This is a genomic window from Ruegeria sp. S84 (assembly GCF_056583445.1).
The window spans coordinates 1551731-1567614 of record NZ_CM152618.1 but is presented as its reverse complement, the minus strand read 5'-3'; the positions used below and the strand labels follow the sequence as shown (position 1 = coordinate 1567614).

The following is a 15884-nucleotide window of genomic DNA, read 5'->3' as shown; positions in this document are numbered from 1 at the left end:
GAAACGGAGTTGAGCCAATGAATGCCAATCGGATCATCGATATGATCGTGCGCCGGGTGATGCGTCGCCTGGTGAACCACGGTGTGGACAAGGGTATTGATATGGCCAGCAAGGTGGGCCGCAAACCGGGGCAGTCTGATGTTGAGAATGGCCCCGAGGCGGATCGCCAGGTGCGCGATGCGGCCAAGCGCCAAAATCAAAGCGCAAAGCAGATGCGGCAGGTGTCGCGTCAGATGCGTCGGTTCATGAAGTTCTGAAACTCAGCCCACAGCTTTGAAATGCTTGGACAGTTTCAGTCCTTGACCCTGATAGTTCGAAGCAATACCCGCGCCATATAGTTGCGTCGGCATTTCGGCCATCTTCTCATAAACCAGGCGCCCGACGACTTGTCCGTGTTCCAACACAAATGGCGCTTCGTGGCAGCGCACTTCCAGCACCCCGCGTGATCCGGCACCGCCTGCTTCGGCATGTCCAAAGCCCGGGTCAAAGAATCCGGCGTAATGTACCCGGAACTCGCCGACCATAGCGAGATATGGGGCCATTTCAGCAGCATACATTGGCGGGATATGCACCGCTTCGCGGCTGACGAGAATGTAGAACGCGCCGGGGTCGAGGATGATGCGACCGTCCTTGGTATGCACCTCTTCCCAGTATTCCTGCGGGTCGTATTCGCCGATCCGATCCAGATCGATCACCCCGGTATGGGGCTTGGCGCGATAGCCGACCAGATCGGTATCGGGCAGTTGCAGATCGACCGAAAACCCCAACCCGTCCTGAATGACGGCTGGCCCATCAACCAACGGCGTTTGACCATGCAACGCGGTCAGCTCGGCGTCGCTGAGTACCGCCTGACCTTTGCGGAAACGGATCTGATTCAGACGCATTCCGGGGCGCACCAGAACCGAGAACGATCGCGGGCAGATCTCGGCATAAAGCGGACCTGTGTAGCCTGCGGGAACCCGATCAAACTCGGTTCCGCCATCGGTGATCGTGCGCGTGAGCAAGTCGAGCCGCCCGGTCGAGCTTTTGGCATTGGCCACCGCACTGACGTCATCGGGCAGGGCGAGTGATTCCATCAGCGGCACCAGATAGACACAGCCCTTTTCCAGAACAGCGCCTTCAGTGATGTCGATGCGGTGCATCTCAAACTCGGCCAGCCGGTCTGCGACAGAACGCCCTTCGCCCGCCAGAAAGGACGCGCGCACCCGGTAAGCCACTGTGCCCAAACGTAGATCAAGGCTTGCCGGCTGCACTTGTGCAGGGATGATATCCGGGCTTGCGGCGATCTCAGCGCGTGCAATCATCGCCTCAAGCTGTTGGTTTGGGCAAACACCTGTCATCTCGATCCCCTCTGCTGCCAGAGCGGGATCTGGCCTATGTGCCATAAACGTCGGTGTGATTTGGTCGGGCTAGCAGGACTCGAACCTGCGACCTTCCGTCCCCCAGACGGACGCGCTACCAGGCTGCGCCATAGCCCGACGTTGAGGTGTTCATAAAGACTTTCCCGGCGGGGGCAAGAGGAAATCATCGCCTTTTTTGCTATCCCGCCGTGTGGTGTTCGACGCGATTCAGCCACCTGCGCAGGTCCTTGGCGATGGGTGCAATCTGGTGCAACAGCTCATTGTCATACTCGTCACGATTCCATGCCAGCGAGGCAATACCACCCATCAGCGGCGCTGCATCCAGCTCAGCCGGTATCGGTTTGGGTTCGGGGGTTGTGACGGGTTTCGGAGCCCTCGGGGCAGGGGAATGGGCGGGTTCGCCCAAATCCATGTCGATCTGGTTTGCGGATGGTTCCGGCGCTGAAGCGAACGGAACCACAGTATCGTCGATGCTGGGTGCTGGCGCGTTTTCGTCCAGGCTAGGTGACAGCGATGCAACATGCGCAACGCCCTGTTCCCGAAGGATACGCTGAACACCTTTGATGGTAATCCCGTCCTCGTGTAGCAGTTTCTTGATACCGCCCAGCAGACGCATATCATTGGGGCGATAATATCGCCGCCCACCGGCGCGTTTGACGGGTTTGACTTGGGTAAACCGGCTTTCCCAGAAACGCAGCACATGAGCCTGAACTCCGAGCCAGTCCGCAACTTCACTTATGGTGCGAAAGGCATCGGGGGACTTACTCATAACCTGGATGTCCTGAACTTACTTGCGGTTCCCTGCGGCGACGCGATCCTTCATCAGGTGCGACGGACGGAATGTCAGCACACGACGCGGCTGGATCGGAACCTCTTCACCGGTTTTAGGGTTGCGACCGATACGGGCGGTTTTGTCCCGAACGCTGAAGGTGCCGAAGGACGAAATCTTGACCTGTTCGCCACGCACCAGCGCGTCAGACATGTGGTTCAGAACGCTTTCGACCAGCTGTGCGCTTTCATTGCGTGACAGGCCAACCTCACGAAAGACGGCCTCGCTCAGATCCATTCGGGTCAGTGTTTTGTCGCCCATGCTTTTTCCCCTGTTGATGTCTGAGCATATGGCTATGCAAAATTCGCTGTCAATATCAATGAATTGCAGGAGGCTCTGTAAGCCGGATTGTGCCGGTCACCAACGCAGTGCGACCGCACCCCAGGCCAGACCGCCACCAATCGCCTCTGTAACGATCAGATCGCCGGTTTTGATCTGGCCGTTTTGCTTGCCCACCGACAGGGCCAGAGGGATGGAGGCTGCCGATGTGTTGCCATGGTCCTGAACGGTGACCACAACGTTATCCATCGGCAGGCCCATCTTCTTGGCGGTGCCCTGAATAATGCGGATATTGGCCTGATGCGGCACGATCCAGTCAACATCGTCGCTGGACAGACCTGCACGCTCCAGCGCGACTTCTGCGGTTCGGGCCAGTTTTTCGACCGCATGACGGAAGACCTGATTGCCCTGCATCCGCAAGTGGCCGGTGGATTGGGTCGAAACCCCGCCATCAACATAGAGAAGGTCTTTGTAGCGTCCGTCCGAATTCAAGTCGGTCGCAAGAATACCGCGATCATCCGAAGTGCCCTGACCCTCTTGCTTTTCCAGAACCAGTGCGCCCGCGCCATCGCCAAACAGCACGCAGGTCGACCGGTCGGTCCAGTCCATGATTCGTGAAAAGGTCTCGGCGCCGATCACCAGTACGCGCTTGGCCTGACCGGACAGGATCAGGGCGTTGGCGTTGCTGAGCGCAAAGACAAACCCAGCGCAGACCGCCTGTACATCGAAGGCAAAACCTTTGGTCATGCCCAACCGGGCCTGAACCATGGTTGCCGCCGAAGGAAAGGTCAAATCAGCTGTGGAGGTTGCCAGCACAATCGCGTCGATATCATCCGCCGTCAGTCCGGCATCAGCCAGTGCAGCTTCGGCCGCTTTGGTGGCCAGATCGGAAGTGGTTTCGTCCTCGGCCGCGAAGTGTCGCCGCTCGATCCCGGACCGGGTGCGAATCCATTCGTCCGTCGTATCCAGCGTTTTCTCGAACTCAGAGTTCGGTACAACGCGCTCTGGCAAATAATGCCCGACACCTACAACAACTGAGCGGCCTGCCATGCTGGGGTACTGCCTTTTTTGTTATTATTCCGATTGAGACACGGAATGGGCCGCATCTTGTGCAAGTGCGGCTGTTGATGCAACCCGTGCCGCCAATTTTTCGGCGAAACCGGATTCAGCCAGAGTGAAGGCCAGCTTAACCGCTGCGGAAACGCCGGTTGCGTCCGCTCCGCCGTGGGATTTCACCACGGTTCCGTTGAGTCCCAGGAACACGCCGCCATTGACGCGGCGCGGGTCTATCCGCTTTTTCAGACGATTCAACGAGGTGATTGCCAGGATCGAGGCCAGCCGGGATAGAGGCGAGTATTTGAACGCCTCACGCAGCAAATCACCGATAAGGTTCGCGGTGCCTTCACCAGTTTTAATGGCGACATTGCCGGTGAACCCGTCAGTCACGATCACGTCAGCTTTGTCGCCGGGGATATCGCTGCCTTCGACAAAGCCCACGAATTCGAAATTCGCCTGATCGGCAAAGTCCGAAATCATCGCATGGGCTTCTTTCAGTTCGGCGCGGCCCTTGTGTTCTTCGGTGCCGACATTCAGCAACCCGATCCGAGGGCGGCTGAGCGCCATACCGTTGCGCGCGTATGAAGCCCCCATCAGCGCGTATTGCAAAAGGTCCTTGGCATCAGCGCGCACATCTGCGCCGACGTCCAGCATCACGTTGAACCCATGCGGATTGCGCGAGGGCCACAGGATCGCGATGGCAGGGCGGTTCACGCCGGGCAGCTTGCGCAGCCGCAACATGGACATGGCCATCAGCGCGCCCGTATTGCCGCAGGACACCGCGCCGTGCGCTTCACCTGCACGCACCGCTTCCAGAGCGGACCACATCGACGTGCTCTTGCCGCTGCGGACAACCTGGCTTGGTTTGTCTTCCATCGTGACCACGTCCGGGCAATCACGAAAAACGACGCGCCCATCAAGGACACGCCGTTTGGCAACCAGCTTACGTAGTTCCTGTTCCTGACCGTGCAGGATGAACCCGATCTTCGGGTTCTTGTCCGCAGATTTTGCAATGCCCGCCACAACGACGGCAGGGCCCGAATCTCCGCCCATAGCGTCAACCGAGATGATGATCCGTCCGGTCTGCGTGGGCTGATCCGTCATGCCTTGGCCTGCGTCCAATCAGGCTTAGGCCGCGTCTTCGTCCAGGTCGATTTCGTCGGCCTGAGCGACGACTTCACGATCGTCATAGTGGCCGCAAGATGCGCAAACGTGGTGTGGGCGCTTCAGCTCGCCGCAGTTCGGGCATTCGTTCGGGTTTGCAGCAACCAGAGCGTCGTGTGCGCGGCGGTTGTTGCGACGCGACTTGGAAACTTTGTTCTGTTGGACGGCCATGGTCTCAACCTTTGTCTGATATGGGCTGACAGATTCGCTGTCAGCCGGGTTACGTACTTTGTTTTCTCGTGGTTTGACGCGCGTTTAAGGGGCTTGCCCCGCAATGTCCAACCCAAATTCCAATGAGCGCGCGAAAATACTGCGATTCTCGTCATGTTCAAGCGGTTTTTCTGACGGCCTGCTATGACAGGAAATCCCTCGCCTGTCACTCGTCTTTTTTCATCGCATCCCGAAGCCCCGCCAAACCAGCGAAGGGTTTTACATCCTCATCTGTGAGGGCCTGTTTGCCCGGTTCGGTATAGTCTATCTGGCCCAGCTCGACTCCATCCTTCCGTGGATATTGGGGCAGGGCCAGCGACAGCGCTTCAACCATGATTAGCGCAGGATCGATCTCGGGCCCAAGCGGTTCGGTCTCGTCATCCTCGGGGATTTCGAACTCGGGCTCCTCCGGATCGCTCCAATCGGCCACAAAGACGCGACTCACCGGGGTGTCGATGCGTGTGGTCACTGGTTCCAACGTCACGACACAAGGTTGGATCACCGTTGCGCCCAGCTTGCCAGAAAGCATCCAATCCCGTTTGCCCTGCGCGCGCAATTCGCCGACAAAGCTGAGCTTGCGCAGGCCAAGCAGGCCGAGCTCTTGTTTTATGACCTCCAGCGCGTCGCCGGTCGGGCGCAACTCAAACGGGGTCGGAGCGTTTTGCGGCAGGTCTGCGACGCGTAAAGATGTCTGGTTGCTCATTCGTGAGGTTTTCCTGTGTTGAACCGGAGCCTTGGTTTCTGTAATCGGATAGGGTCCGCAAGGGGCCATGGCAAGAGGATGTGCATGTTGAAGGGTTTGAACAGGTTGAAACCAGCGTCGAAAACGCTTGTCTTTGCGGCCTGTCTGGCGGTCGCGGGCGCATGTTCACCAATCTTCAAGAATCACGGCTACGTGCCTCCGCCAGAGGATCTGGCCAAAATCAAGGTCGGCGTCGATACCCGCGATAGTGTTGAAGAAACCATCGGCGCGCCCAGCTCGGCGGGCGTGGTGCGGGATTCGGGCTATTACTATGTCGCCTCGCGCGTCCGTCATTATGGGCCCAAACGACCCGAGGTCGTTTCACGTGAACTGGTCGCGATCAGCTTTGATCAGCGCGGCGTCGTTCGCAATATCGAGCGGTTCGGCCTGGAAGACGGCTATGTCATCGTGCTGGATCGTCGCGTGACCGATTCCAACGTGGAAGACAAAGGCTTCCTGCGTCAGCTTCTGGGTAACATCGGTAACTTCAACCCGGCAAATATTCCTGGCGCAAACAACTAAAGCGACCAATTCTCTTGCAGTGGTCACAGGACAGTCACACATTCTGTAGTAAGGACCAGACAGATGTGACCGGTCAGCAACCGCAGGAGGATGCGACCATGGCGGTTTTGTTGGACAAGGGCCGATATCGCGCCCGCTTGGCGCAAACCGAGCAAGACGTGGCGGCGGCGCAGACGCTGAGGATGCTGACCTTTGCTACTGATGGTCAGGATTGTGATGCTTTTGACGAACGCTGCGCCCATGTTCTGGTCGAAGATCTGCAGGCCGGTGGGGCGTTGGTGTGCTGTTTCCGTATGCTGACAATGCAGGGCGGCTTTGAAATCGGACTCAGCTACTCGGCACAGTTCTATGACCTGTCGGCGCTACGCGATTTTACCGGACCGATGGTCGAGATGGGTCGGTTCTGTATCCACCCGGACTACAATGATCCGGATATCTTGCGTGTCGCGTGGGGCGCAATGACGGCGTATGTCGATCAGAACGGGATCGAAATGCTGTTTGGTTGTTCGTCATTCGCTGGAACAGAAACTGCCGAATATCTTGACGCTTTTGCGATGCTCAAACACCGGCATCTGGCACCAAGGCGTTGGTTGCCACGAGTCAAGGCGCCGGATGTGTTTCGCTTTGCGGCGCGTTTGCGCCGACGCCCCGATGTAAAACAGGCGATGCTTAGGATGCCGCCCTTGTTGCGCACCTATCTGATGATGGGGGGTGGGTCAGCGATCATGCGGTGGTGGACAGGCACATGAACACCCTGCATGTGTTCACTGGCCTTGAAATCGGAGCAATTCCCCCAGCTCGTAAACGGTTGCTGCGCGCGGTGGCTGGGTGATTTGAGTATCTGGGAAAAGGTGAAGTTGGGGCGTTGACGCCTTGCTTTGGCCGGTTTAGCTGGCGGGTATGGCGAGAATTCCTTTATTGCAGATGTCCGGTATCTCTCTGACGTTCGGGGGTGATCCGGTGTTTTCCGATCTGGACCTTGTGGTTCAACCCGGTGATCGCGTCGCGCTGGTCGGGCGGAACGGGTCTGGCAAATCCACCTTGATGAAAGTGATGGCCGGGCTGGTCGAGGCCGATCAGGGTGAAATCGTCATCCCTCCGGGTAAATCAGTGGGTTACATGGAGCAGGATCCCGGAATGCAGGGATTCGCGACGCTTGGAGACTATGCCTCAAGCGGGTTGGAACCGGGCGAGCTGTATAAGGTCGAACGCGCGGGCGAAGGGCTGAAATTCGACCCTGAGCGTGCGGTCGAAACCGCTTCGGGTGGGGAAAGGCGACGCGCCGCCTTGGCCAAGCTGATGGCCGAGGCGCCTGACTTGATGTTGCTGGACGAACCGACGAACCACCTGGATATCGAGGCGATTGCGTGGTTGGAGCGTGAGTTGGGCTCGACCCGCGCCGCCTATGTTTTGATCTCGCATGATCGCGCATTCCTGCGTGCGTTGACCCGTGCGACGCTGTGGATCGATCGCGGAGTTGTGCGGCGGCAAGAACAGGGCTTTGCGGCCTTTGAAAACTGGCGGGACAAGGTCTGGGAAGAGGAGGATCAGCAGCGCCACAAGCTGAACCGCTTGATCAAGTCCGAGGCGCGATGGGCCGTCGAGGGTATCAGCGCCCGCCGCAAGCGCAATCAGGGTCGTGTTCGGGCGCTACAAGCCTTGCGCGCCGAGCGTGCAGCGCAGATCAAACGTCAGGGATCGGCTGCCATGACGTTGGAATCCGGTCCGAAATCAGGCCGCAAGGTCATCGAGGCTACTGGCGTTTCAAAGGCATTTGACTCTCAGCAGATCGTGCGCAATTTCGATCTTCTGGTTCAGCGCGGCGACCGTGTGGCCTTTGTTGGGCCTAACGGTGTGGGCAAAACGACGTTGCTGAAAATGCTGCTAGGTCAGGTTGAACCAGACGAGGGTTCGGTGGTGCTGGGCACTAACCTTGAGATCGCCGTGTTCGATCAGGCGAGGGCACAGCTGGACCCGGAAATGAGCCTGTGGGACAGCTTGACCGGCGATCCCGAGATGCGAGTCTCGGGCAAGGCCGATCAGGTGATGGTGGGCGGCCAACCCAAGCATGTAGTGGGCTATCTCAAAGAGTTTCTGTTCGATGACGCGCAGGCAAGAGCGGCTGTTAAGTCCTTGTCCGGTGGGGAAAAAGCCCGGTTGCTGTTGGCGAAACTGATGGCGAAAACATCGAACCTGCTGGTGCTGGACGAACCGACCAACGATCTGGATGTTGAAACGCTGGATCTGCTGCAGGAATTGCTGGACGACTATGATGGAACGGTGCTGCTCGTCAGCCACGATAGGGATTTTTTGGATCGGGTTGCAACCACAACCATCGCCATGGAGGGCAACGGGCGCGCGACCGTCTATGCTGGTGGTTGGTCAGATTACATCGCTCAGCGAGGTGATATAGTTGCGAAAAAGGAAGAAAAAGCAAGGCCTTCAAAGCCGAAAGTGAAGCAAGAAGCGAAGTCAAAAGCAGGGCTGTCGTTCTCGGAGAAACACCGACTTGAGAAGCTACCAGCAGAGATCGCGCGCCTTGAAGCCGAGATCGCCAAGCTCGAAGAACTGATGTCTGATCCTGAGCTGTTCACACGCGAACCGATCAAGTTCCAGAAGGCAACCGATGCCCTGGTCGAACGGCAGGAAAAACTGTCAGCGGCTGAGGAAGAGTGGCTGATGCTTGAAGAGAAGGCCGAAGCCGGTTGAGTCCGAGTTGTACAACCTCAATCGACTAGATTGTCTGAGTTGTACAAACCTATGCACCGGTTTGCGCGTGCTCAAATGGGGCGGGCGGGGTTACCAACAACAGTTGCTCGGGCAGGGACGTCCTTCGTGACGACGCTGCCTGCACCGACGATGGCGCGGTCTCCGATCGTGACGCCGGGCATTATGATCGCGCCGCCGCCGATCCAGACGTTTTCGCCGATTGTCACCGGGTGGTCGATTTCCAGACCCTGTGCGCGCAGGGCTGGGTCTTTGGCGTGTTGGGCGCAATAGATCTGCACCGTGGGGCCGAGCATCGAGTCACTGCCGATGCGAACAGGCGCGGTGTCGAGAATGACACAGCCCGCATTCAGATAAACCCGGTCGCCCAGCGACAGGTTCATTCCATAAGCGCAGTGGAACGGAGCCTCAAAATAGCAATCTTGCCCGATCCCCGCAAAGAGCGCCGCCAATTCGGGAGCTATAGCCCCTCGGTCATCGGGCGGGCAGGTGTTGTGGGCATGGACCGCGCGGCGTGCTTTCATACGAAGCACTTCCAGTTCGGGGTCGAGGCAGCAATACCACTCGCCTGCCGCCATTTTCTGCCGCTCGGTCATGAAACCCGTCTTAGCGCATCCGCAGGGCACCGTCGATGCGGATGACCTCTCCGTTCAGGTAGCCCATCTCAACGATGAACCCGGCCAGACGACCGTATTCGCGCGGGTCGCCGAGGCGAGCAGGGTTGGGGACGTCCGCCGCAAGCTGTTGCTGCACCTCTTCAGGCAGGCCGGCCAGCATCGGGGTCATGAAGATGCCCGGTGCGATGGCCATCACACGGATACCAGTCGAGGCCAGATCGCGTGCCATGGGTAGGGTCATGCCGACCACGCCGCCTTTCGAGGCTGCATAGGCCGCCTGACCTTTTTGCCCGTCAAAGGCCGCGATCGAGGCGGTGTTGATAATCACGCCGCGCGCGCCATCCGGTTCGGGGTCATTCTTTGCCATCTCTGCGGCAGCAAGACGCGAGACGTTGAAGGAACCGACCAGATTGATGTCGATGGTACGCTGGAACGCCCGCAGAGGGTGGGGGCCGTCTTTGCCCACAGTCTTAGCTCCAATCGCGATTCCGGCGCAGTTCACTGCGGCGGTGATGCGACCCATCTTGTCCATAGCATGTGCAATCGCTGAAGCGACCGAGGCCTCATCCGTCACATCGGTTTGTGCGAAATGTCCGCCGATTTCAGCCGCGACTTGCGGGCCACGCTCGGCGTCGCGGTCAAGGATTGTGACCTGCGCGCCGTTCTCGGCAAAGTGACGGGCTGTGGCTTCACCCAGGCCGGAGGCTCCGCCGGTGATCACCGCAGCTGTGGTTGTGAGTTGCATGGCGGGTTCCTTCCTGATCTGAACACTTGTTCAGATAATCCCAACCATGGCCTCCTGTCCAGTCACAGCTTTGATCAATCAAGCCTGCTGCGCTGCTGCATCGGCGTGACGCCAAACGCAGCCCGGTACACACGCGAGAAATGGCCGGCGCTTTCGAAACCGCAGGCAAAGGCGACCTCGGTCACCGAAGATTCGGTCTGCAACAGCAGATTGCGGGCGCGGTCCAGCCGCAATTCCATGAAGTATTTCTTAGGCGAGGTGTTCAGGAATTTCCCAAACAGGCGCTCCAGTTGCCGGGTTGAGATGCCGATATCGCTGGCAATGACCGAGGGGGACAACGGGCTTTGGATATTGTCGGTCATGATGTGGATTGCCTTGGCCAGATGCGCGTTCCGCATCCCGTTGCGCGATTGCAGCGAAACGCGCTGATCGGCGGTGGCGTTGCGCACGGCGTTATAGACCATTTGATCGGCCACTGCGACTGATAGATCGTGACCGTGGTCGCGTTCGATCAGGTGCAGCATCAGATCGGCGGTTGCGGTGCCACCCGAGGCGGTCATGTGTTTTTCGTCGGCGACAAAGACGCTGCGAACAAGGTTTATCTCGGGGAAGGCCTCCATGAAAGCATCATGGTATTCCCAATGGATCGCTGCCTGCATCCCATCCAAAAATCCGGCCTCGGCCAGCAGCCATGCACCGGAACACAAGGCGCTGATATTGGTGCCCCGTGCCCGCTCTCGGCGCAGGGTTGCGAGCAGCGGACGCGAGACGTGATTGCGCATGTTTATTCCTGACAGAACAAACAGTTGGTCACATTTTGGGATAGATCCCAATCCGCCATGCACCAAAGTGACCGATCCGTTTGAACAGACCGCATGCTCTGCGTGTTCGGACAGGAAGGACCATCGATAAAGATCTTCCTCGGCCAGCAAATTTGCGATCCGCAATGGCTCGACCGCGCAGGAGAAGGCGAGATGCGAGAATTCCTCGACCAGTATGAAGGCGTAGTGCTGTGTTTGGCTCATCGATAGGACCGGAATCAGGGCGTTCTGACAGTTTTCTGCATGCTGCACGAAAACTAACTGTATACAACATGTATTTTTATACGATACCAGAGGGCAAGCTATCGATTCGCGGGATCGTGATGAAGGGGATCGGATGAGGGACGAAGGGAAATCACCAAAAGAGGCGTTGGCTGAGCATCTGAAGATGTCGGTTCTGACCCTGCGTTTGCGTCCCGGAGAGGATTTGGACGAGGCGCAGCTGTCGCAGGCCTTTGGCCTGTCGCGCACGCCTTTGCGCGAAGTGTTCCGGCAGTTGGCCGGTGAGGGGTATCTGGACCTGCGCACCCATCGCGGGGCGCGGGTGTCAGAGATGTCTCATACCACGCTACGCGATTTCTTTCTGGTTGCGCCGATGGTCTATGGCGCGGTGCTGCGTCTGGCCGCGGCGAATGCGACGCACGATCAGATCGATCAGTTGAAAGAGGCGCAAGAGACGTTTCGGCAAGCCTTGCGTACAGGCTCGGCTGAGGAGCGGACGCTGGCCAATACCCGGTTTCACGAGGTGACCGGAGAGATGGCGGGGAATGTCTATTTATCCCCATCGTTCAACCGGTTGCTGATCGATCACGCGCGGATCGGGATGACATTTTATCGCCCGCAGACCGCACGAATGGCTGAGAACCTTTCAGAGGCGAGCGACCAGCATGACGCCATCATCGCCGCCATCGAGACGGGCGATGAGGCGGCTGCTGCGCAGCTGGCCGACGACCACTGGACCCTGTCACGCGATCAGATCGAGCTGTTCGTGATGCCCGAGGGGTTGGATTTTCCGCTGGGGCAGGTCCCCGGTAAGACTTCTGCATGAGGGACACATGACTCCGATCTTCAGATTTGAGGGTATTTATACGCCGGTGGTGACACCCTACGCGGCGGATGGTGGCGTGAACTGGGACGCGTTGGCCGAGGTGATCGAGTACCTGATCGAGAATGGTGTGCACGGGCTGATCTCGGGCGGGTCCACCGGCGAAAACTATGCGCAGACCGTCGATGAGCGGCTGGAACTGGCGCGCTTTACGCATGAACAACTAAAGGGGCGTGTGCCTCTGGTTGTGGGAACGGGGGCGATGCTGACCGGGGATTCCGTCGCTTTAGCCTCAGGTGCGCGAGACCTAGGCGCAGATGCGATCTTGTTGGCCAGCCCGCCGTATTCGGTGCCCACCGACCGCGAGAATGCGCTGAATGCGCTGGCAATCGACAAGGCGGCTGACCTGCCGGTGATGCTGTACAACTATCCGCACCGGACCGGCACGATGATGGGGGAAGAGTTTCTGGACCGCGTAGGCCGCAGCCGGAATTTCTGTGGCATCAAGGAAAGTTCGGGCGATATCAACCGGGTGCATCTGCTGGCGCGGGACTACCCGCATATCCAACTTGGTTGTGGCATGGATGATCAGGCGCTGGAGTTCTTCGCCTGGGGAGCGCCGTTCTGGGTCTGTGGCGGGTCGAACTTTCTGCCTGCCGAACACGTGGCGCTGTATCAGGCTTGTGTGATCGAGGGCAACTTTGCCAAAGGCCGCCGCATCATGAGCGCGCTGATGCCGCTGATGCGGGTGCTGGAGCAGGGCGGCAAATTCATCCAGACGATCAAGTATGGGGTGACCATGAACGGGATCGATGCTGGGATGGTGAGACCTCCGCTCAAAGGGCTGAACAAGGATGACAAACGCGCGCTGGAGCAGGTGACGCGCGTTCTGAAACGCAAAATCGCAGATATCGTGGCGGAGGGTTAAGGCATGGGCTTGCTGACGAAAGACGAATATGAATCCATCGCTGCGCATCTGGATCTGCCGACGGGCGCTTTCATCGACGGCGGTTATCGCCCCTCGATCTCGGGACAGGTGTTCGACACTATCAATCCAGCCACCGGGGCTGTGCTGACCAGCATTGCTGCCTGCGGATCGGAGGATGTGGATTTTGCGGTCGAAAAGGCGCGAGAAGCCTTTGACGACGGGCGTTGGTCAAAGATGCACCCCTCGGATCGCAAGGACATTCTGATCCGCCTGTGCAAGCTGCTTACCCGCAACGCGCGGGAACTGGCGGTGATGGAGAGCATCGATAGCGGCAAGACCATCTTTGATTGCGAAACCGTTGATGTTCCCGAGACGATCCACTGCCTGAAATGGCATGCCGAGGCGATCGACAAGATCTATGATCAGGTCAGCCCGGCCAGTGATGACCACATCGCCATGGTCGTGCGTGAGCCCATCGGCGTGGTTGGGCTGGTCCTGCCGTGGAACTTCCCCTTGCTGATGCTGGCGTGGAAGATCGGGCCGGCGCTGGCGGCGGGCTGTTCGGTGGTGGTGAAACCGGCGGCCGAGACTTCTCTGACCGCATTAAAGGTGGCGGAGCTGGCGTCTGAGGCCGGGTTGCCGCGCGGTGTGCTGAATGTGGTGCCCGGCGGTGGCGCCGAGGTGGGCGAACCCATCGGGCGGCATTTGGATATCGACATGGTGTCCTTCACGGGCTCGACCGTGACGGGAAAGAAGTTCCTGAGCTATTCCGCTGAAAGCAATGCCAAGGAGGTGGTGCTTGAGATGGGTGGTAAGAACCCGGCCATCGTCTTGGACGATGCGGAAAATCTGGACCGGGTGGCAGCGCATGTCGTCAATGGTGCGTTCTGGAACATGGGCGAGAATTGCTCGGCCTCATCGCGGATGATCGTGCATAAAGACGTGAAGGCAGAACTGCTGGAACGGATCGCGCATCATGCCAAGCACTGGAATGTCGGCGACCCGCTGGATCCGGAAACGCGTATGGGCGCGCTTGTCAGCGAGGGGCATTATTCCAAGGTGTGCGGCTATCTGGATCAGGCCAAGACTGTGCTGATTGGTGGCAAGGCGGAGAATGGGTTCGTTGAAGCCACGGTGGTCGAGGTGCCCGGAAACGATGCCACGCTGGCGCGCGAGGAAATCTTTGGCCCGGTTCTGTCGGTGATCGAAGTCTCTGGCTTTGACGAGGCGATCAGCATTGCCAACGACACTGAATATGGCCTGTGTGCTTCGATCTTCACAGCCAACGCCAAACGCGCCATCCGAGGCGCGCGGGCGATCCGGGCGGGTACCGTCACGATCAACAGCTTTGGTGAAGGGGATATCACCACACCCTTTGGTGGCTACAAGCAGTCCGGGTTTGGTGGCCGGGACAACTCGGTTCACGCCCATGATCAGTATACCCAGCTGAAAACCATCTGGATTGATCTGGCCGATGACGAAGATGAGGCGGTAGATTGACGATCTACACCGCCAAACGTTTGCCCCGGCAAACCGGCGTGGCAGGATGGAATGCCATCCTGCCTCTGCAGCAAGACCTGCCTCGGCTTGAGCAAGACCAGACAGCAGATGTGACCATCATCGGCGGTGGTTTTGCCGGGCTGTCCGCAGCGCTGAGGCTGCATCAGCTTGATCCGACGCTGAAGGTTGTGGTGCTTGAGGCTGGGCGCTTTGCGGAAGGCTCTGCCGGGCGCAACTCGGGGTTCATGATCGATCTGCCGCATGACTTGGCCTCGGACAATTACGCCAGCGATGGGCTGGACGCAGATCGGGCCACAATCGCGCTGAATCGCCAGGCGATTTCCTTTGCGACCCGGGTAGCCGCTGAGTGCGACCTGTCGCCGGAGATGTTCGACCCGTGCGGCAAGATCAACGCTGCAGCGACCGCAGCGGGTGATCGGCACAACGCAGACTACGCAGTGCATTTGGCACGATTGGGAGAGCCCCACGAGCTTTATGATGCACAGCAGATGCAGGCGCTGACAGGCAGCCCGCATTACACATCTGGTCTGTTTGCGCCCGGGACGGTGATGATCCAGCCCGCAGCCTATGTGCGGGCTCTCTCAACGCATCTGGCTGGGCGGATTAATGTTTATGAAAACTCTGCCGTGACCGGGTTTCGCAAACAAGGCGGTGGCTGGGTGGTCGAGACCGAACACGCGCGGGTTTCGACGGGGCGGATCGTGATGGCAACGAATGGTCACCTGGAAAGCTTTGGGTTTTACCAGCGGCGTCTGATGCACATCTGCCTCTACGCGTCGATAACGGAACCGCTGACGCCAGATCAGATCGCCACGCTGGGCGGACAGCCACGCTGGTCGGTAACGCCAGCGGATCCGATGGGCACTTCGGTCCGGCGGGTTTCGGGCAGTTATGGGGATCGCATCCTGATCCGGACCTGTTCAAGCTTTCATCCTGAAATCCACAGCAGCGACAGCCATTTGAATCGGGCAGGCGCGGTGCACGATCGTAAGTTTCAGGAGCGATTTCCCAACTTGCCGAATGTACAGATGCAGCACCGTTGGGCTGGGATGCTGTGTCTTAGCCGCAATGGCTCGGCCGCATTCGGTGAGATTGAGCAGGGTGTATATGCCGCCTGCTGTCAAAACGGATTGGGTATAGCGCGAGGAACATTGCAGGGAATGGGCGTGGCAGAGCTTGTGAAGGGGAAAGACTCCCAGATTGCAGATCATTTTCTGGCGCAACCGATGCCACCGCGTTTGCCACCCGAGCCCTTCGCATCGGTTGGGGCCAATGCGTATCTGCGCTGGAAAGAGTGGCGATCAGGGGCGGAATAGC

Annotated in this window: 17 protein-coding genes, 1 tRNA gene and 1 pseudogene; 8 read left to right on the top strand and 11 right to left on the bottom strand. The window is 58.8% G+C overall.

Annotated elements, in window-relative coordinates; genetic code table 11:
- Window positions 1-17: 17 nt before the first annotated feature.
- The gene (locus AC1DFB_RS07915; RefSeq protein ID WP_480922465.1) at window positions 18-257 is read left to right on the top strand and encodes a hypothetical protein; all 240 of its coding nucleotides are present in this window, start codon (window positions 18-20) and stop codon (window positions 255-257) included.
- A 3-nt stretch (window positions 258-260) separates the two neighbouring features.
- On the opposite strand, the gene AC1DFB_RS07910 is transcribed toward AC1DFB_RS07915, so the two are convergent.
- From AC1DFB_RS07910 to AC1DFB_RS07875, 8 genes are all read right to left on the bottom strand, one after another.
- A complete protein-coding gene (locus AC1DFB_RS07910) occupies window positions 261-1340 on the bottom strand; it encodes a 2'-deoxycytidine 5'-triphosphate deaminase (RefSeq protein ID WP_170406356.1) in 1080 nt (359 codons plus the stop codon).
- A 61-nt stretch (window positions 1341-1401) separates the two neighbouring features.
- A tRNA-Pro gene (locus tag AC1DFB_RS07905) sits at window positions 1402-1478 on the bottom strand.
- A 61-nt stretch (window positions 1479-1539) separates the two neighbouring features.
- A complete protein-coding gene (locus AC1DFB_RS07900) occupies window positions 1540-2130 on the bottom strand; it encodes a MerR family transcriptional regulator (protein WP_480922464.1) in 591 nt (196 codons plus the stop codon).
- Window positions 2131-2148: 18 nt separating this feature from the next.
- Complete coding sequence (gene ihfA / locus AC1DFB_RS07895; protein WP_008755922.1) at window positions 2149-2451, bottom strand: integration host factor subunit alpha; 303 nt, start codon at window positions 2449-2451, stop codon at window positions 2149-2151.
- Between the two features lie 96 nt (window positions 2452-2547).
- Window positions 2548-3519, bottom strand: coding sequence for a beta-ketoacyl-ACP synthase III (locus AC1DFB_RS07890; protein ID WP_480922463.1), 972 nt, complete (start codon window positions 3517-3519; stop codon window positions 2548-2550).
- A 24-nt stretch (window positions 3520-3543) separates the two neighbouring features.
- Window positions 3544-4629, bottom strand: a complete 1086-nt coding sequence (plsX, locus tag AC1DFB_RS07885) for a phosphate acyltransferase PlsX (protein ID WP_170396680.1) — start codon at window positions 4627-4629, stop codon at window positions 3544-3546.
- A 24-nt stretch (window positions 4630-4653) separates the two neighbouring features.
- Entirely contained in the window at window positions 4654-4860 is a 207-nt protein-coding gene (gene rpmF, locus AC1DFB_RS07880; protein WP_008756996.1) for a 50S ribosomal protein L32, read from the bottom strand.
- A 205-nt stretch (window positions 4861-5065) separates the two neighbouring features.
- The gene (locus AC1DFB_RS07875) at window positions 5066-5602 is read right to left on the bottom strand and encodes a YceD family protein (RefSeq protein WP_480922462.1); all 537 of its coding nucleotides are present in this window, start codon (window positions 5600-5602) and stop codon (window positions 5066-5068) included.
- An 84-nt stretch (window positions 5603-5686) separates the two neighbouring features.
- On the opposite strand from AC1DFB_RS07875, the gene AC1DFB_RS07870 reads away from it, so the two are divergent.
- From AC1DFB_RS07870 to AC1DFB_RS07860, 3 genes and pseudogenes are all read left to right on the top strand, one after another.
- Window positions 5687-6163 (top strand): outer membrane protein assembly factor BamE, encoded by a 477-nt coding sequence (locus AC1DFB_RS07870; protein ID WP_170396685.1) that lies wholly within the window; start codon window positions 5687-5689, stop codon window positions 6161-6163.
- Between the two features lie 98 nt (window positions 6164-6261).
- Window positions 6262-6995, top strand: a pseudogene (locus AC1DFB_RS07865) (GNAT family N-acetyltransferase).
- Between the two features lie 68 nt (window positions 6996-7063).
- The gene (locus AC1DFB_RS07860; RefSeq protein WP_480922461.1) at window positions 7064-8872 is read left to right on the top strand and encodes an ABC-F family ATP-binding cassette domain-containing protein; all 1809 of its coding nucleotides are present in this window, start codon (window positions 7064-7066) and stop codon (window positions 8870-8872) included.
- A gap of 71 nt (window positions 8873-8943) precedes the next feature.
- Here the strand turns inward: AC1DFB_RS07860 and AC1DFB_RS07855 are convergent, their stop codons facing one another.
- From AC1DFB_RS07855 to AC1DFB_RS07845, 3 genes are all read right to left on the bottom strand, one after another.
- Complete coding sequence (locus AC1DFB_RS07855; protein ID WP_170509866.1) at window positions 8944-9486, bottom strand: sugar O-acetyltransferase; 543 nt, start codon at window positions 9484-9486, stop codon at window positions 8944-8946.
- Window positions 9487-9496: 10 nt separating this feature from the next.
- The gene (locus AC1DFB_RS07850) at window positions 9497-10252 is read right to left on the bottom strand and encodes a 3-hydroxyacyl-CoA dehydrogenase (protein ID WP_480922460.1); all 756 of its coding nucleotides are present in this window, start codon (window positions 10250-10252) and stop codon (window positions 9497-9499) included.
- Between the two features lie 74 nt (window positions 10253-10326).
- Window positions 10327-11277: a GlxA family transcriptional regulator gene (locus AC1DFB_RS07845; protein ID WP_170396693.1), complete on the bottom strand. Its 951-nt coding sequence runs from the start codon at window positions 11275-11277 to the stop codon at window positions 10327-10329.
- Window positions 11278-11410: 133 nt separating this feature from the next.
- Between AC1DFB_RS07845 and AC1DFB_RS07840 the strand changes: the two genes are divergently transcribed.
- Genes AC1DFB_RS07840 through AC1DFB_RS07825 form a run of 4 tightly spaced genes read left to right on the top strand, consistent with a single transcriptional unit; the run spans window position 11411 to window position 15883 of the window.
- Window positions 11411-12121 (top strand): GntR family transcriptional regulator, encoded by a 711-nt coding sequence (locus tag AC1DFB_RS07840; RefSeq protein ID WP_170734892.1) that lies wholly within the window; start codon window positions 11411-11413, stop codon window positions 12119-12121.
- 7 nt (window positions 12122-12128) lie between these two features.
- On the top strand, window positions 12129-13046 hold the full coding sequence (locus AC1DFB_RS07835; protein WP_170422094.1) for a dihydrodipicolinate synthase family protein: 918 nt from the start codon (window positions 12129-12131) through the stop codon (window positions 13044-13046).
- Window positions 13047-13049: 3 nt separating this feature from the next.
- Window positions 13050-14546, top strand: coding sequence for an aldehyde dehydrogenase (locus tag AC1DFB_RS07830; RefSeq protein ID WP_480922459.1), 1497 nt, complete (start codon window positions 13050-13052; stop codon window positions 14544-14546).
- Entirely contained in the window at window positions 14543-15883 is a 1341-nt protein-coding gene (locus tag AC1DFB_RS07825) for an NAD(P)/FAD-dependent oxidoreductase (protein WP_480922458.1), read from the top strand. Before AC1DFB_RS07830 ends, AC1DFB_RS07825 begins: the two co-directional genes overlap by 4 nt.
- Window position 15884: the final 1 nt, after the last annotated feature.

Coding starts and splice junctions, on each gene's coding strand:
- AC1DFB_RS07900 (WP_480922464.1), bottom strand. CDS start 2,130: ATGAGTAAGTCCCCCGATGCCTTTCGCACCATAAGTGAAGTTGCGGAC.
- AC1DFB_RS07830 (WP_480922459.1), top strand. CDS start 13,050: ATGGGCTTGCTGACGAAAGACGAATATGAATCCATCGCTGCGCATCTG.
- AC1DFB_RS07910 (WP_170406356.1), bottom strand. CDS start 1,340: ATGACAGGTGTTTGCCCAAACCAACAGCTTGAGGCGATGATTGCACGC.
- AC1DFB_RS07855 (WP_170509866.1), bottom strand. CDS start 9,486: ATGACCGAGCGGCAGAAAATGGCGGCAGGCGAGTGGTATTGCTGCCTC.
- ihfA (WP_008755922.1), bottom strand. CDS start 2,451: ATGGGCGACAAAACACTGACCCGAATGGATCTGAGCGAGGCCGTCTTT.
- AC1DFB_RS07890 (WP_480922463.1), bottom strand. CDS start 3,519: ATGGCAGGCCGCTCAGTTGTTGTAGGTGTCGGGCATTATTTGCCAGAG.
- AC1DFB_RS07840 (WP_170734892.1), top strand. CDS start 11,411: ATGAGGGACGAAGGGAAATCACCAAAAGAGGCGTTGGCTGAGCATCTG.
- AC1DFB_RS07915 (WP_480922465.1), top strand. CDS start 18: ATGAATGCCAATCGGATCATCGATATGATCGTGCGCCGGGTGATGCGT.
- AC1DFB_RS07875 (WP_480922462.1), bottom strand. CDS start 5,602: ATGAGCAACCAGACATCTTTACGCGTCGCAGACCTGCCGCAAAACGCT.
- AC1DFB_RS07845 (WP_170396693.1), bottom strand. CDS start 11,277: ATGAGCCAAACACAGCACTACGCCTTCATACTGGTCGAGGAATTCTCG.
- AC1DFB_RS07860 (WP_480922461.1), top strand. CDS start 7,064: ATGGCGAGAATTCCTTTATTGCAGATGTCCGGTATCTCTCTGACGTTC.
- AC1DFB_RS07870 (WP_170396685.1), top strand. CDS start 5,687: ATGTTGAAGGGTTTGAACAGGTTGAAACCAGCGTCGAAAACGCTTGTC.
- AC1DFB_RS07835 (WP_170422094.1), top strand. CDS start 12,129: ATGACTCCGATCTTCAGATTTGAGGGTATTTATACGCCGGTGGTGACA.
- AC1DFB_RS07850 (WP_480922460.1), bottom strand. CDS start 10,252: ATGCAACTCACAACCACAGCTGCGGTGATCACCGGCGGAGCCTCCGGC.
- rpmF (WP_008756996.1), bottom strand. CDS start 4,860: ATGGCCGTCCAACAGAACAAAGTTTCCAAGTCGCGTCGCAACAACCGC.
- plsX (WP_170396680.1), bottom strand. CDS start 4,629: ATGACGGATCAGCCCACGCAGACCGGACGGATCATCATCTCGGTTGAC.